We start from the raw sequence: 15,005 nt of genomic DNA on the forward strand, positions 1-15,005 counted from the left end.
ATCATGGCCGTCCCGCCGAACCTGTACTCCCGGGTTTCCTTCAACCCGCCGCTGCCCCGCCGCCAGCACCAGATGCACCAGCACCAGTCACTCGGCCTGGTCATCAAGGTCCACGCCGTCTACAGCTCGCCGTTCTGGCGTGAAGACGGACTGTCCGGCACCGGCTTCGGCGCCGGATCCCTGGTCCAGGAGGTCTACGACAACACCAACCATGAGGATCCGCGCGGCACCCTGGTCGGCTTCATCTCGGATGAGAAGGCCGACGCGGTGTTCGCGCTCCGCGCCGAAGTCCGCAAGCGGGCCGTCCTGGTCTCGATCGCGGGCTTCCTCGGCGGGAAGGCCCTGACGCCTGAGGTCTACTACGAGTCCGACTGGGGCTCGGAGGAATGGACCCGCGGCGCCTACGCCTCCAGCTACGACCTCGGCGGCCTCCACCGCTACGGCAAGGACCAGCACACCCCGGTGGGCCCGATCTACTGGTCCTCCTCCGACCTTGCCGCCGAGGGCTACCAGCACGTCGACGGCGCCGTGCGGATGGGGCGCCGGACGGCGGCCCGCATCGTCGCCGCAGCCGGCGCAGCTGAAGAAACGAGCCATACAGAGTCGCAACTCAGCGCACGCTGATCCCCCAGCCTTACGCGATTTCACTCAACAGAATGAACGAAATGAACCACGGAATCTTCTACGACCCCCTGGACGATATCACGCCCGTGGAGGGGACAGTAAAGCGGAAGGTGCCCCCCGAATCTTCCACCCAGAATGCGCCTCGGCGGCCTCGACAGGCCACCGGCAGTCGAGACCAAGGGCACATGGGTCTTCGCCTCGAACCCGTGGCTCAGGTTCGCTGATCCGGCAAGGACGAGGGCGCGGCCGTTCATGGGAAATCAGTCGCCTCTCTGACCTGTACGGACCTAGGACTGCCCCCTAAAAAAACGGCCAGCTAATCGGAGGGCCGGGTGGGCAGCCGCGATCGCAATACACCTCGGCACTCATTCTGACTCCGTGGGTATGACACCTACGGAGGCCCAGACGCGGCCGCGGCGGACCGTCGGCCGGGTGGGCGCCGGCGGCGCAGCCGCTACAGGGCCAGCACGACCATCTCCTCGAAGCACATGGCGCTCCGCCAACCGTCGAGCCCCTCCCGGCTGCCGGCGGGCCATCCATCTGGCTGTTGCCGCCATTTCACAGGGAATAAGGGCCGTGCCGTCAGTGGCCGCTACAGGGGACCTTCCCCGCAAAATATGAATAATGTTGGTTTCCCCTTGCGTAGGTGTTGGTGCAGACCCCATACTAAATGAATTCAGTTCATTTTGTGATCCACAACTCACCTAGTAATCACGCTTGACTGGATCCGCCGATAACGTGCCCGGGTCCCGGGAATCGGGTCCATCTGCTGGATCCCGGACGCGGCCGCGCTGGACCCCGAGCCGCCCGGGGGGACGAGGAAGAACATGTGGACTACAGCCCATTAACCACCTCGTCGTCACCAAGGGCGTCATCGCCTGCAGCTTCGAAGATCCAAAGGATGACAAGGTACTTGCCGTTCCCGCCGAGCCCGGCCGGGCCGCCGCGCAGTCAGTGCGGACGCATGCAAACTATTTGCCCGCGGCGGAGGCATCCGCTGCACCACCCAGCAGGAACCGCTGCTGGATTCACCGCCTGCCTAGAAAGGCCCGATCATGAGTCGAATGACCAGCCAAGATCCGCCGTGGGACGCTCCCGTCGCAGACCAGTACACGCCGGACCGGCAAGCCCCGGCGGGGCGCCACCATCAGCCCGAGCCGCACGACCCGGCCGACACCAAACACGGCATCACAGGGAAGGGACTCAAGGGTGGCCAACTGGGTCTGCTCGCCGTCGTCGTCCTGGGCATCTCCTCAGTGGCGCCCGCCTACAGCCTGACCAGCTCGCTGGGCCCAACCGTCAACGCTGTCGGCCTGCAGCTGCCGGCCATCTTCATCATCGCGTTCATCCCCATGATCCTGGTGGCGTTCGCCTACCGCGAACTGAACGCCGATTCCCCGGACAGCGGCACCACCTTCACCTGGACCACCAAGGCCTTCGGCCCGTTCGTCGGCTGGATGGGCGGCTGGGGACTGCTGGCGGCGAACATCATTGTGCTCTCCAACCTGGCCGGCGTCGCGGTGGACTTCTTCTACCTCTTCCTGGCCCAGGTGTTCAACGATCCCGCGCTGGCTGACCTTACCGGCAACAAGGCGCTGAACATCGCCACGTGTCTGGCCTTCGTGGCGCTGGCGGTCTGGGTCAGCTACCGCGGCCTGCACGCCACCAAGCTGGTGCAGTACTCCATGGTGGGGTTCCAGGTGCTGGTGCTGGGCCTGTTCATTGTCATGGCGGTCGCCCACGCCACTTCCGGCGACACCCCCACGGCCATCGGCTTCAGCTGGGACTGGTTCAATCCGGCCAAGATCTCCGGGTTCGACCAGTTTGCCGCCGGCATGTCCCTGGCAGTCTTCGTCTACTGGGGCTGGGACGTGTGCCTGACGGTGAACGAGGAGACCAAGGGCGGCAAGGGCACCGCCGGCAAGGCCGGCACGACGACGGCCATCGCCGTCCTCGGCCTGTACATCGCCGTGATCGTGGCCACCATGATGGTGGCCGGCACCGGAGCCGACGGCATCGGACTGAACAACCCGGACAACCAGTCGAACGCCTTCGCCGCCCTCGCCTCTCCGGTGATGGGCCCGCTGGCCATCCTGATGTCCCTGGCCGTGCTGTCGGGCACCGCATCGTCCCTGCAGTCCACCATGGCATCCCCCGCGCGCAGTCTGCTGGCCATGGGCCACTACGGGGCGCTGCCGCCGCGCTTCGCGACGGTGAGCAAGCGCTTCGGTTCGCCGGGCTATGCCACGATCATGGCCGGCGCCATCTCCGGCGGGTTCTACGCCGTGATGAAGGTGGTCAGCGAGAACGTCCTCAATGACACCATCCTGGCGCTGGGGCTCATGATCTGCTTCTACTACGCCCTCACGGCGTTCGCCTGCACTTGGTACTTCCGGCACAGCCTGTTCTCCAGCGTCCGGAACTTCTTCATGCGGCTGCTGTTCCCGGTGCTGGGCGGCCTGGTCCTCACCGTGGTGTTCTTCCAGACGGCGGTGGACAGCTGGGCCCCCGAATTCGGCAGCGGCTCGGAGCTGTTCGGGATCGGGCTGGTGTTCGTGATCGGGATTGGTCTGCTGGCGTTGGGCCTGGTGGTCATGGCCATCACGTACTTGCGCCGGCCGGGCTTCTTCCGGGGCGAAACGCTGCGCAAGGACACCCCGGCGCTGGTGGTCCCGGAGTAGGCCGGCCCCCACCCGACGGATCCTTGGATGCTGTTCCGCAACTAAGAGACGTCGAAGATTCGACATAGTCAAACAGTCTTGAGGCGGCAACAATGGCCTGGCTTTGGCCATGCCGCGGCTGGTCCGCCGCCAGTGCATCATAGATCTTGTCCCTTTCCATCTAACTTGACGCACGGTCACGCTTCTTGACGCATTATGATGCCGGAGTCATTACAGTTGACCCATGTTCACGTCCGTGACGGTGAATATCCGCAGGGAGGCCAGACCGGCAGGCGGCCACCAGCCGCTCTGGTCCCGGAAATCGACGACACGATTCGCTGCGATGCGACAACTGAAATGAACAATTCCATGGCATGAGATTCCACTACAGTTGTCGCACCTCAGGTCAGGGGTCTGTGACTGCGTCAAGTTAGATGAAAAAGGACATCCGGTTGGGGTGGGCCGCCTCCTGACTGTTGTGTTGCAAATTACGAGGCGGTTTCGCGTGTGTACCGGATGAACACCAGCATGCTGCAACCCGATCCACTTCGATAGGGTCCATGTTTCATACCGGGCGGCCGGCACGCATACATCCCGGCCGTGAAGGTGTGCCCGAGTGTCAGGTCGGTCAATTCTCCGGAAAGTATCATGACTTCTTCCCAGTACTCATGGGCGATCGTTTCCGGAGGAGTAGCGGCACCAGCCTCATATCGCTGGAGCAGGGTAGCATCCCCGCTGCCGGGGTCCTGCGCAAGTATCTGATCCCAGATGCCGTTGTTCTTGAGTCCCAGCGGCTGCCATTCACCGGCCGGTTGGTGGAATTCTTTTTCTGGCTTGTTCAATATTCCCGTCCCTGCACAGTCGCCGCCGTTCTGGTCATCTTCCCCGACCCCTATGCATCATTGAAGCCGCCGAATGTTGATCAGATCAGATCACATCGCAATGCACGGCAACGGCTTAGCAATTCGAGTCGCTGGCCCTCGCTTAGACGACCTTCAGTCCTGACTGGTCTTTCAGGAAACTTGCTATAGGGCTCGCGCGTTGGCCAGCACGGGCAGTTTGGAGCGGACGGCCGCTATTTCGGAGGGGTCGATGTCGATCAGGGCCAGTTGCGGTTCGCGGCCGAGAGTGACGAGGGGTGTGCCGAGCGGGGAGACCACGGCGCTGCGTCCGATGCCGGTGGGTGCGGAATCCGCGGACCCCCGGCCGATACTGGCGGGGTCGCCCTGTCCGCACGCCACGACGAACGTGGTGCTGTCCACGGCCCGGGCGCGGACCAGCAGGTCCCACTGTTCCGCTTTTCCGGGACCGGCCCCCCAGGAGGCGCAGACGATGTTGATCTGGGCACCGGCCCGGGCATTGGCGGCGAAGAGGGCCGGGAAGCGCACGTCGTAGCAGGTGGCCAGGCCGAGGACCGTCCCGTTGACCTCAAACGTCACGGGGGAGGTGCCGGCGTCGACCGTATCCGACTCCGTGAAGCCGAAGGCGTCAAAGAGGTGGATCTTGTCGTAGGAGGTGTTGGTGTCCGGGCCGGTCACCAACAAGGTGTTCCGCACCCGGCCGTCCCGCCCCGGGGTGAACATGCCCGCCACAATCGTGATCCCCAACTCCCCGGCGATTCCGCGGACGGCGTTGGCCCACGGGCCATCGAGCGGCTCGGCAATGTCGGCAAGTGAATTCCCGAAGGCACGCATGGCAGCTTCCGGGAAGACTGCGAGCTCGGCGCCCGCGGCTTGGGCGCGGGTGGCGTAGTCTCGGATCAGCTCCAGGTTGTCTGCCGGATCCGCTCCTGTGATGATTTGGGCGACTGCTATACGCATGGGTTTACTCCAGTGTGTTGTATACATAATGTATGCGAAAAAATTCGGGGCCGGCCTCCTCAGGCCGGGAAAAGGCCTACGCGTATCTGCGTGAGAACGTCCTGATCGACCCGGAGGTGCAGGGCAGGTTCCTCAACGAACAGGAGCTCGCGGCCGACATCGGCGTCTCCCGCACCCCTGTGCGCGAGGCGTTGCTGTTGCTGGTCGCCGACGGTCTGGTGGAGCTGATTCCCCAGCGCGGGGCCTACGTGCCGCTGGTCACCGGCCGGGAAGTCTCCGAGCTGATGGAGCTCCGCGGCGTCCTTGAACGCCATGCGGCGGGGCTGGTCATCGCCGAGGGAAGGGTGCCTGCCGCTGAGATGCGGGAGACCCTGGCCCTTCAGGAGGCCCTGCCCGACACCCTCGAGCCCGAGTCCGCCAGGGAGTTCATCCGGCTGGACACCCTGTTCCACCAGCAGCTCATCGACGCCGCGGGAAATGCGCTGATCTCCCGGACCTACAGCAAACTTCACGTCCGCCAGATCCTGGTGGGAATCTCTGCCCTGTTCCGGACCGCCGGCCGCCGCCATGACGTCTGTGCCGAGCACCAGGGCATTCTGGATGCCCTGGTGTCCGGCGACGCCGCGAGAGCTCAGGAGGCGATCGATCATCATCTGGCGGTTACGCGGGACATCCTGCTCCGCACCTAGTTGTTGGCAGCGACGTTGTCCCCGCCCATGCCCGCCAGCTTGCCGGCGGTGGAGGAACCGTCGAGGAGCAGACGGTAGTCCTCGTCCTCGGTGGTGTTGGAGTTGCGTCCAAGGGCGAGTCCGGTCAGCGTCACGGCAACGGCGACAGCCACATAAATCGCTACGGGAATCCAGGTGCCGAACTGCGACAGGAGCAGGGTGAACATCAGAGGGGCGATGGCGCCGCCGATCACCCCGGCGAAGGTGTAGGCCAGTGAGCTGCCGGTGGAGCGCAGCCGGGGCGAGAACTGCTCCACGATGAAGGCCGCCTGCGGTCCGTACATGAAGGAGTGCGACATCAGGCCCAGCGCAATGCCGATGATCAGCATCGGCTCGTTCTTGCCACCCAGGACACCGAAGAAGATGAAGGTCCAGGCCGCGCCCACGACGGCCGCGGCGCCGTAGACCAGCCGGCGATTGATCCGGTCGGAGACTGCGCCTGCAAGGGGAATCATGAACAGCTGGAACGCGGATCCGATGAGGACTGCCGTGAGCACCTGGCTCCGCTGGTAGCCGAGAACCTGGATGCCGTAGGTCAAGGTGAAGACCGTGAACAGCGCGTAGACGACGTCGGGTCCCACGCGGCAGAGGATGGCGGCGATCAGGGGGCGAAGTTCCTTGCTGAAAACCTCACGGATGGGGGCGTCGGGCTGCTCACCGTGCGCTTCGATCGCTTTGAAAATGGGGGTGTCCTCGAGTTTAAGCCGAATCCACAGTCCAAATCCCACAAGCAGTGCCGACAACATGAAGGCGATGCGCCAGCCAAAGCTGACGAACTGTTCCTCGGAGAGAGCCACCGTCAGGACTGCCAAGGCGCCATTGGCAAGGAGGTTCCCGGCCGGCGGCCCCACCTGGGCGGCGGACGCCCAGAATCCGCGCCGGTTGGGATCGCCGTACTCGCTGGAGAGCAGGACGGCACCGCCCCATTCGCCGCCGACGCCCACGCCCACGCCCTGCGCAAAGCGGAGCAGTACCAGGATGATCGGGGCCGCAATGCCGATGCTCGCGTAGCCTGGCAGCACACCGATCAGGACGGTCGCGACGCCGATGATCATCAGGGTCGCGACAAGGACTTTCTTGCGCCCGATGCGATCGCCGAGACGGCCGAAGACGATGCCGCCCACGGGGCGGGAAATGTAGCCCACGGCGTAGGTCGAGAACGCCAGGATGGTTCCCGTCATGGGATCCGATGAGGGGAAGAAGACGATGGGGAAAACGACGGCGGCCGCCGCCGAGTAGACGGCGAAGTCGTACCACTCGAGCGCCGTGCCGGTGAGGCTGGCGGCAAAGGCCTTGTATAGGCCCTGCGGGCGGATCGGCGCACCCGGGCGCGCTGCCGCGCCGGGTGCCTGTACGGGGGCGTTGGCCATAATGGTCCTCCACAAGATTTCGAAGTGATGCCTGTCACGCTGGCATTAGTTGTATACATTACGCATACTGGATGTACATTGGCGACTGTTTACGGTTTCCGGTTTGTAAATTTTTCCCAGTCCCAACACACGAAGGATGGACTCACATGGCTACGCTGAGCTTCGAACTCCCCGATGGCAGCACTCGAAACGTGGAGGTCACCCACCTGCTGAACGCCGGCTACGCAGGCCGCGAGCAGGATGAAGTGCAGGCCCACATCGAAGAACTTGCCCTGCTGGGCGTCCCCGGACCCACCACCACCCCGGCGCTGTATCCGGTGTCCCCCTACCTTGCGCAGCAGGCCTCCGAAGTCCGGGTGCAGCACGGAAGGACCTCGGGGGAGGCCGAGTGGGCGATGGTGATCACCGAGGACGATGTGCTGCTCACGGTGGCCTGCGACCACACGGACCGCGACCTCGAAGTACACGGTGTGGCCTGGAGCAAGAATGCGAGCCCTGACGTGCTTGGCCGCAAGGCCTGGCGGCTTGATGACGTGCGCCACCACCTGGACCGGATCACGCTGAAGGGGTGGGTCGGTGAGGGGGATGAGGCTGACACCTTGATCCAGGACAGCACCCTGGGGGCTTTGCTGACCCCGGATTACTGGCTGGAGGTCCTTTCCGAGCGCGGCCTGAACCAGCCAGGCACCGTCCTGATATCCGGCACGGTGGCCATGACCAGCGGTGTGGACCAGTTTGCCCGCAGTTGGAAGGTGGAGATGACGGATCCCGTCACGGACTACTCCATCGAAGCGGCCTACATCGTGGAACAAATGGCGGAACCCATCGGCTGACCGCCGCCCGTCCGGTGGGGAATTCGCCGAAGCGGCTGTCGCGGATGCTCCACCGGCGGCCTCCTGCCTGGGAGCTCATGAAATCCACGATGTCTGTGGCCGAGGCTGGCCGCGCCCGGGCCCATCGCCCGCCCAGCCGATTCAGTGGAACGACCGCACAGATCCGCGTTACGGGTTCGGCCCATTCCAGCGCTGCGACGATGTGTCCTTCGTTGGGAGTGCTTGTTGTTCGGCTGGGGGAGGTTGTCGTAGCTGTAGGCGGAGACGGCCATTGGTGAGGTGGAGCGTCCCAGGCTGTACCGGACGCTGCGGTCGTTCCTGGTGCCGCAGATGAGGATCCCTATGGTTTCGCATTCCGTCTTGCCCATCCAGCCATGCGTGCTCCTTGGGCTGCGGAGAGAGCTTCCCCGCACAGATCGCTAGGCGTTGCATTTGTGGGCGGGGCGGCACGTAGTGTGCCGCCCCGCCCTACGTGTCAGGTCACGTCGCCCGTCGGAGAAGATCGAACGAAACTATTGGCTGCCGTGACATATTTATGCTTCTTATTGGCGCTACCCCTGAGCCTTGACCCCTTTCGGGTCGGCAAAAAGTGGCTGCGCCTTTCGGCTCACGAATAGTCGGTAGTCTCACCGCCAGCTGGGCAATGTCGCCGTGGTTCGTCGGTGAGCCGCACGGTGGCCGGGGAACAACGCGGATTCCGGATTCAGCTGCCAGTCCTCGTCCTCGAGAGACTGCTGCTCTCCAAGGCAGGTGCAGTTACATTATTCGGCCCCACCTCTAAGTTTTCTCGGAGAGGGTCGGGGCGTTCCCGGGTTACGGGGATCGTCAGTCTCACGATAAGGCCGGAGTTGGCTGCATTCTCGAGTGTGACGGTGCCGTTGACTGAGTCGGCGGCGGCGGCGGCGATTGCCAAACCCAAACCGGAGCCATTCGCGGTGCCGCGCACATTGCCTTCTTGCGAGAATCGGTCGAATGCGTGGCGAAGGAACTCCGGGCCAATGCCAGGCCCGTTGTCGGTGACGACGGTGATGAGGTGGGAGGGATCCTGCCTTATGGTGGCGGTAATCTGTCCTTTCCCGTCGACGGCGCGGAGGGCGTTCGAGAGCAGGTTGTCAAGCACCCGCCCGTAGACGAGTGCAGGCATCGCGATCGGGGCGGCGCGGTCGGTGTGGTCGGGCATGATCAGGTCGATCTTGACGTCGTCGCTCATTGCGCGGAGCCGCGCCCGGTCGATTGCCTCGCCGGCCTCGTCGACGAGGGCGCCGACGGTGGCCGGTGTTGGCGGGCGTCCAGCATCTAGGCGGGATAGTTCGAGCAGGCTCTCTACGAGTTCCGTGAGGCGGAGGGTTGCCCGTTCAGCGGCGACGATGTCGGAATCGATGCTGCTGCGGTCGCCGGTGCGGAGCAGCTCGAGTTGCGCCTGCAGCACAGCCAGTGGTGTGCGTAGTTCGTGGCTGGCGTCCGAGACCATCTGTCGTTCGCGGGCGGCCGAGGCGCGGAGGTTGTCGATGAGACTGTTGAGCGTCGTAGCGAGGTCGTTGATCTCATCCTTCGCTGGGCCCACGGGCAGCAGTTCTTCGGTGCCGGAGGCGACGATCGCTTCCGCGCTTCGGCGCAGCTGGGTGACTGGGCGGAGGGCGGCCCCGGTCAGACGCCACGATACAGCGCCGAACAGAAGGGTGAGGGCGCCGAGGCCGAGGGTGAGGCCGGTCGTGAGGTTGGTGAAGACCAGAGCGGATTCATGCTGGTTGCGGGCCGAGATGATGGTCCAGTCTCCGGCGCCGGTCTCGACGGTTTCGACGGCGACCAGGTAGGTGGCGTCACCCGCGACCAGCTGCTGCGGGCCGGTGCTGGCGAGGTCGATGAGGGCCATATTCGAGGTGATCGCAGCGGGTAGTGTCGAAGTCTGGGTGGTTCCGGCGGGATCGATGACTGCGACGAGCTGACCTTCGCCGGGATTGTCGCCGGGTTCGTTCGGCTCCTGCCGGATGGCCGTCTCGAACGGGGTAGCGTCGCTTTGGAGCACTTCGAACGCTGCGTTTTGCATGATCCCTTCGACCTGCTGCCGCACGACGAGGGCGACGCTACCGAAGAATAGGGCGGCCAGCAACAGCGTGCCCATGGTGATCCGGGCGCGGATGGAGAGTCTGTTGAGGGCCTTCATCGGTCGAGCGCAAGCTGGAAGCCGACTCCTCGTACAGTGCGCAGGCTCACCTCGGTCGGGAGGGGTTCGAGTTTGCGGCGGAGGTAGCTGATGTACTGGTCGACGATATTCGTATCGGTGTGATGAACCGTCCCCCAGATCTCCAAGAGGATCGTCTCACGTCGCACCGTCTCGTCGACGTTTTGGGCCAGAAATCGCAGCAGCGCGAATTCCTTCGGGCTCAGCGGAACCACCTTCTCGCCCGCTCGCACTACGTGGTCGTGACTGTCGATGATCAGCTCGCCGACCTCGATGCGGGGACTGAGCGCCAGACTCTCCCGGCGACGGAGCGCCCGGAGCCGGGCTGCGAGTTCGTTGAACGCGAAGGGTTTGATGAGGTAGTCGTCGGCGCCCGCGTCCAGGCCCCTCACGCGGTCGCTGACGTCATCTCGGGCCGTGAGCATCAGGATGATGAGTGCTGGGGAGGCCTCGCGTAGTCGCCGGCAGAGTTCGAAGCCGGACATCCCCGGCAGCATCACATCGAGCACCGCTATGCCGTAGTCCGCTGCCTGTGCCGTGATCAGGGCCGTCGGGCCGTCTTCGATCCAGTCCGCTTCGTAGCCCTCTGCTGTGAGGCCGCGGGCGAGGAGAGGTCCGAGTTCGGTGTCGTCTTCGACGACCAGTACGCGGACGGGACGTTCGGATAGTTCAGCCATGGAGCAATTCTCGCCGAAGCGGGCATCGTGGTGGCGCTTCTGGGCAAAATATTATGGTGAAGGCCCTGTTTCGCAGTCTCTCGACGTGCGCGCTCAGTAGCGTCGAATCCCGGCGCTCAGGGGTGGGGAAGGGGAGCTGCGCGATGAGGAATCTGGCTGTCGAAGACGATCATGGGATCGTCGACATCCGCCGCCGTGCGTGGACCGAGTCAGGTATCCGGTTGTGCGGATGACGGCCCCGGCTGCCCTGTTCGCCTCAGAGAGGACGTCTAGGACCTGGTCATCCTCGACCTGATGGTCTCCGGCGTGGTCTGGATCGGCACCGGCCTGATGAGCGTCGTCGCCCTCGCGCTCGGCCTTGTGCTGCTCACCCCTGGCCACCGCGTCCACGGGCATTTATGTGAGAATTTTCAGACCGAGCTGCTTGCTTTCGCAGTTCCGCTGAAGCGTCGACTGGAATCGTGCAGTTCATGAGCACACGAGAGATGACATCCCCGCCCACAGCCACGCGGCTGCTGAGCAAGGTCCCCGAGATCACGATCTGGTTCTGGATCATCAAGATCCTCTGCACCACGGTCGGAGAGAGCTTCGCCGACTTCATCAACGTGGCCCTGGGAGTCGGCCTCGTCGAAACCGCGATCATCTTCACCGTTGTCACCGCCGTCGTGCTTGCCGTGCAGATGAGGCTCCGACGCTACCGCCCGGCCGCGTACTGGCTCATGGTCGTTGTGCTGAGTATCACCGGAACCCTCTACACCGACCTCCTCACAGACCAAGCCGGCGTACCCCTCTGGATCAGCGCCAGCGTCTTCTCAGCGATGCTCGCCGTTGTCTTCACTATCTGGTTCATCAAGGAACGAACCCTCTCCATCCACAGCATCGTCACCAAGCCCCGCGAAGCCTTCTACTGGCTCGCTGTCCTCGTGACCTTCGCCCTCGGCACGGCCCTGGGCGACTGGACCCTCGAACTCACCGGATGGGGACCCGGCATTTCGATCCTGCTGCCCCTCGTCCTCATCGGCATCGTCACCGCCCTCTGGCGATTCGGCGCCAACCCAGTACTCGCCTTCTGGATCGCCTACATCCTCACCCGTCCCCTCGGCGCGAACATCGGAGACTGGCTCGGTCTCACAGCCGCCGAGGGAGGGCTGGGCCTGGGCACCCTCACAACGAGCATCATCTTCCTCTTGGCCATCCTCGCCACCGTCGTGTATCTCTCTATCAGCAAAACCGACACAGTCGAACGCACATCGGGCAAGACAGCGCCTCCAGCGCCCCCCGGACGTCGTCGGACCGCGATGGGAATCCTGGCAGTTGTCGCGGTCGCCACCATCATGCTCCTCGCCCACACAAGCAGCCTCCCGCACACGAGCGCTCTCGCCGACGAAAGCCCTGCAGCAAGCCCTGCAGCAGGCTGTCGTGCCGGCTCCGTCGCGCCGACCCAGCCTGAGGCCCAAGCGGCAGCGCAAGCAAACTTCCCTGCCTCGAACATGGCCGAGTTCCGAACCATCACCTCCGACACCCTCGCCCTCGTCAAGAAGGGCGACCAGCCCGCAGCAGCGGCCCGCGTTACCGATCTCGAGACCGCCTGGGACGACAACCAATCTGCGCTGAACGCTGCCGACTGCGCCGCGTGGAACTACATCGACAAACAGATCGATCCCGTCCTGAAGGCAGTTCGCTCGCGCACTCCCAATCTGGCGACCGAACAGACCGTCTTGAATGACCTCCTCTCGACTCTCGGAGGTGCATCAGCAGCCCACGCAATACACAGCTGACTTTCATGAGCGAGAACCAAGCCTTGGTAAAATGGGCCGAAAATCGCTGCGCCGAGTCAGGCGCGGACGGATGCGGGCGCTCCATGATGATGATGACATTGCCCTGCAGCCAATGATGTGGGGATGCTGCCTACGCAGGCCATCGGTGGAAATCCCGGCACGGACCCGGTCGGTGGCTTTACCGCGGTGAAGGACGACCGCAGCGACGAACTGCGTCTGACCAGCAGATTCTGCCAGGGCAAATCGTGGAAATCTAGGGGTAAGGCGCTGCGGCCGGTACTCCTCGTCGACCACGCTGCAGTAGGCCCCAAGGCTCGGGGTCAGGATACGCAGACGTCGGTAGGCCGCCGCCATAGCAACAGGATAGGAGCCTGTGTGAGCGGTACCGAGAACGACCCCCGCGTGTCGCTCGAACGGCCATCCGGCCAGTGAAGACCAGTGCTCAGCCGGTACGCGCTCCCGCGCAGCACGGGCAACAAGCGCGACGTCTTCCTCCGCGGCGGTTCGGAGCGGCCGTACATGCCGGTCAGGGCGCCGAAAACGGCATAGCTGGTAAGGTCCGGCCACGCCTGAGGCCTGCCCGGTGCGCCTCCTCCAGGGAGTGACGCACGGGGCAGGCCTCATCGGGCGGGGCTTGAACTGCTGAGCCTGGATGGGGCGGTCAGGAACAGGACGCTCCGGACCGGGCTGCCAGCAGGGCAGGCTCAGACCCCGACGGGAACTTTGACGCCGTCCCGATCCCCGGCGGAATCCGCGGCCGGCGCCACGAAGGGCATGTCCATGTGTTCCAGGTCGATCAGCGGGTTCTCGTCCTGCGTCGCGACCAGCTCGCGCGCCTCGGCCTGGGTGTCCACGCTGGGCATGGAACCCGGCAGCGGCATCTGGGCCGATTCCTTCAGGAAGTAGATCGCCACCGCACCGATCGCCGAGGTTGCCATCAGGTAGTACGCCGGCATCATGTCATCGCCGGTGGCGCCGATAAGGGCGGCAACGATGAACGGCGTCGTGCCGCCGAAGATCGCCACGGCGAAGTTGTAGGCGATGCCCATGGCGCCGTAGCGGCTCGACGTCGGGAACTGCGCCGGCAGCGCAGAGGCGAGGTTGGCCACGTAGAACGCCACCGGGAAGGCGATCAGCGACAGTCCGGCCAGCGTGGACCAGACATCGCCGATGCCGATCAGCAGGAACGCCGGGGTAGCCAGGACCACGGTGCTGATGGCGCCGATCCAGAGCACGGGCCGGCGGCCGATCCTGTCGGAGAGCTTGCCGGTCAGCGGAATGCACAGGCTCATGATGACCAGCACGGGGATGGTCAGCAGGGTCCCGTGGACAGGGTCGTAGCCCTTGGACTCGGTGAGGTACGTCGGCATGTAGGACGTCAGGGCGTAGCCGGCGGTGTTCGCGGCTGCCACGAGGATCATCGCAACGATGAGTGAACGCCAGTAGGCCTTCACGATGCCCACCGGGCCCTTGGACGCGGCGGGATCGTCCGCGGAAGCGCCCTTGGCGGATTCTTCCTGCGCATCCAGGGTCGCCTGGAACTGGGGGGATTCCTCGATCTTGCTACGGAAGTAGACGGCGATCAGGCCCAGCGGGCCGGCAAGCAGGAACGGGATCCTCCAGCCCCACTGCTCCATGGTGTCCTGGCCCAGGGTCAGCTGCAGCACCGAAACGAGGGCGGCACCCAGGGCGAAGCCCAGGTAGCTGCCCATGTCCAGGAAGCTCGCGAAGAAACCGCGGCGCTTGTCCGGGGCGTACTCGCTGACGAAGGTCGTGGCGCCGGCGTACTCGCCGCCGGTGGAGAAGCCCTGGATGAGCTTGAGGACAACCAGGAGCGCTGCTGCCCAGATGCCGATCTGCGCGTAGCCGGGCAGGAGTCCGACGGCGAAGGTGCTGGCTGCCATGATCATCAATGTCGTGGCGAGGACCTTCTGGCGGCCGATCTTGTCGCCGAGCCAGCCGAAGATGACTCCGCCAAGGGGGCGGGCAATGAAGGTGGCGGCGAAGGTTCCCAGCAGGAACAGCGTCTGCACGGTCTTATCCGCTTCGGGCAGGAACACCGGTCCCATGGTGGTGATCAGGTAGCCGAACACGCCGACGTCGTACCACTCCATGGTGTTTCCCACGATGGTACCGCCGAGTGCTTTCTTGAGCATCGGTTGGTCAACGACGTTGACGTCGGACTCTTTGAGTCGACGGCGCGTCCGTAGCTTCGGTTTTCTCACACCCTTGGGCGTGGCCTGGTTGGTTCCGCGGGCGTTCAAAACGCCTGCTGAAGAGTCGGTCGTGCTTCGGTCTGTGGGCATTTGGGCCGCTCCTAAGGAGGTCATTTG

Annotated in this window: 12 protein-coding genes; 6 read left to right on the forward strand and 6 right to left on the reverse strand. The window is 64.4% G+C overall.

Annotation, left to right across the window (positions count from 1 at the left end; all coding sequences use genetic code 11):
* Both J9611_RS12690 and J9611_RS12695 read left to right on the forward strand, forming a co-directional pair.
* Nucleotides 1-624 (forward strand): flavin monoamine oxidase family protein (locus J9611_RS12690; RefSeq protein WP_211880671.1); only part of this gene is annotated, 624 nt, incomplete at its 5' end.
* 1,064 nt (nucleotides 625-1,688) lie between these two features.
* The gene (locus J9611_RS12695) at nucleotides 1,689-3,305 is read left to right on the forward strand and encodes an APC family permease (RefSeq protein WP_211880673.1); all 1,617 of its coding nucleotides are present in this window, start codon (nucleotides 1,689-1,691) and stop codon (nucleotides 3,303-3,305) included.
* Between the two features lie 467 nt (nucleotides 3,306-3,772).
* Here the strand turns inward: J9611_RS12695 and J9611_RS12700 are convergent, their stop codons facing one another.
* Both J9611_RS12700 and J9611_RS12705 read right to left on the reverse strand, forming a co-directional pair.
* Nucleotides 3,773-4,126: a cupin domain-containing protein gene (locus J9611_RS12700; protein ID WP_211880675.1), complete on the reverse strand. Its 354-nt coding sequence runs from the start codon at nucleotides 4,124-4,126 to the stop codon at nucleotides 3,773-3,775.
* Between the two features lie 183 nt (nucleotides 4,127-4,309).
* Nucleotides 4,310-5,104, reverse strand: a complete 795-nt coding sequence (locus J9611_RS12705) for a carbon-nitrogen hydrolase family protein (RefSeq protein WP_211880677.1) — start codon at nucleotides 5,102-5,104, stop codon at nucleotides 4,310-4,312.
* 32 nt (nucleotides 5,105-5,136) lie between these two features.
* Here J9611_RS12705 and J9611_RS12710 point away from each other — a divergent pair, with 32 nt between their 5' ends.
* Nucleotides 5,137-5,793 (forward strand): GntR family transcriptional regulator, encoded by a 657-nt coding sequence (locus tag J9611_RS12710; RefSeq protein ID WP_211880678.1) that lies wholly within the window; start codon nucleotides 5,137-5,139, stop codon nucleotides 5,791-5,793.
* Here J9611_RS12710 and J9611_RS12715 read toward each other — a convergent pair.
* Nucleotides 5,790-7,202, reverse strand: coding sequence for an MFS transporter (locus J9611_RS12715; RefSeq protein ID WP_211880680.1), 1,413 nt, complete (start codon nucleotides 7,200-7,202; stop codon nucleotides 5,790-5,792). The genes J9611_RS12710 and J9611_RS12715 overlap by 4 nt on opposite strands.
* A gap of 146 nt (nucleotides 7,203-7,348) precedes the next feature.
* Here J9611_RS12715 and J9611_RS12720 point away from each other — a divergent pair, with 146 nt between their 5' ends.
* On the forward strand, nucleotides 7,349-8,035 hold the full coding sequence (locus J9611_RS12720; RefSeq protein ID WP_211880682.1) for a DUF2848 domain-containing protein: 687 nt from the start codon (nucleotides 7,349-7,351) through the stop codon (nucleotides 8,033-8,035).
* A 703-nt stretch (nucleotides 8,036-8,738) separates the two neighbouring features.
* On the opposite strand, the gene J9611_RS12730 is transcribed toward J9611_RS12720, so the two are convergent.
* Both J9611_RS12730 and J9611_RS12735 read right to left on the reverse strand, forming a co-directional pair.
* Nucleotides 8,739-10,199, reverse strand: a complete 1,461-nt coding sequence (locus J9611_RS12730; RefSeq protein WP_211880684.1) for a sensor histidine kinase — start codon at nucleotides 10,197-10,199, stop codon at nucleotides 8,739-8,741.
* Nucleotides 10,196-10,894, reverse strand: a complete 699-nt coding sequence (locus J9611_RS12735; RefSeq protein ID WP_211880686.1) for a response regulator transcription factor — start codon at nucleotides 10,892-10,894, stop codon at nucleotides 10,196-10,198. Before J9611_RS12735 ends, J9611_RS12730 begins: the two co-directional genes overlap by 4 nt.
* 294 nt (nucleotides 10,895-11,188) lie before the next feature.
* Here J9611_RS12735 and J9611_RS12740 point away from each other — a divergent pair, with 294 nt between their 5' ends.
* Nucleotides 11,189-11,368, forward strand: a complete 180-nt coding sequence (locus J9611_RS12740; RefSeq protein ID WP_211880688.1) for a hypothetical protein — start codon at nucleotides 11,189-11,191, stop codon at nucleotides 11,366-11,368.
* A complete protein-coding gene (locus tag J9611_RS12745; protein WP_246527767.1) occupies nucleotides 11,365-12,672 on the forward strand; it encodes a COG4705 family protein in 1,308 nt (435 codons plus the stop codon). The genes J9611_RS12740 and J9611_RS12745 overlap by 4 nt, the downstream gene beginning before the upstream one ends.
* A 704-nt stretch (nucleotides 12,673-13,376) precedes the next feature.
* Here the strand turns inward: J9611_RS12745 and J9611_RS12750 are convergent.
* Nucleotides 13,377-14,978: an MFS transporter gene (locus tag J9611_RS12750; RefSeq protein WP_211880690.1), complete on the reverse strand. Its 1,602-nt coding sequence runs from the start codon at nucleotides 14,976-14,978 to the stop codon at nucleotides 13,377-13,379.
* Nucleotides 14,979-15,005: the final 27 nt, after the last annotated feature.

It is taken from the genome of Pseudarthrobacter albicanus (assembly GCF_018224015.1).
GTDB lineage: Bacteria > Actinomycetota > Actinomycetes > Actinomycetales > Micrococcaceae > Arthrobacter > Arthrobacter albicanus.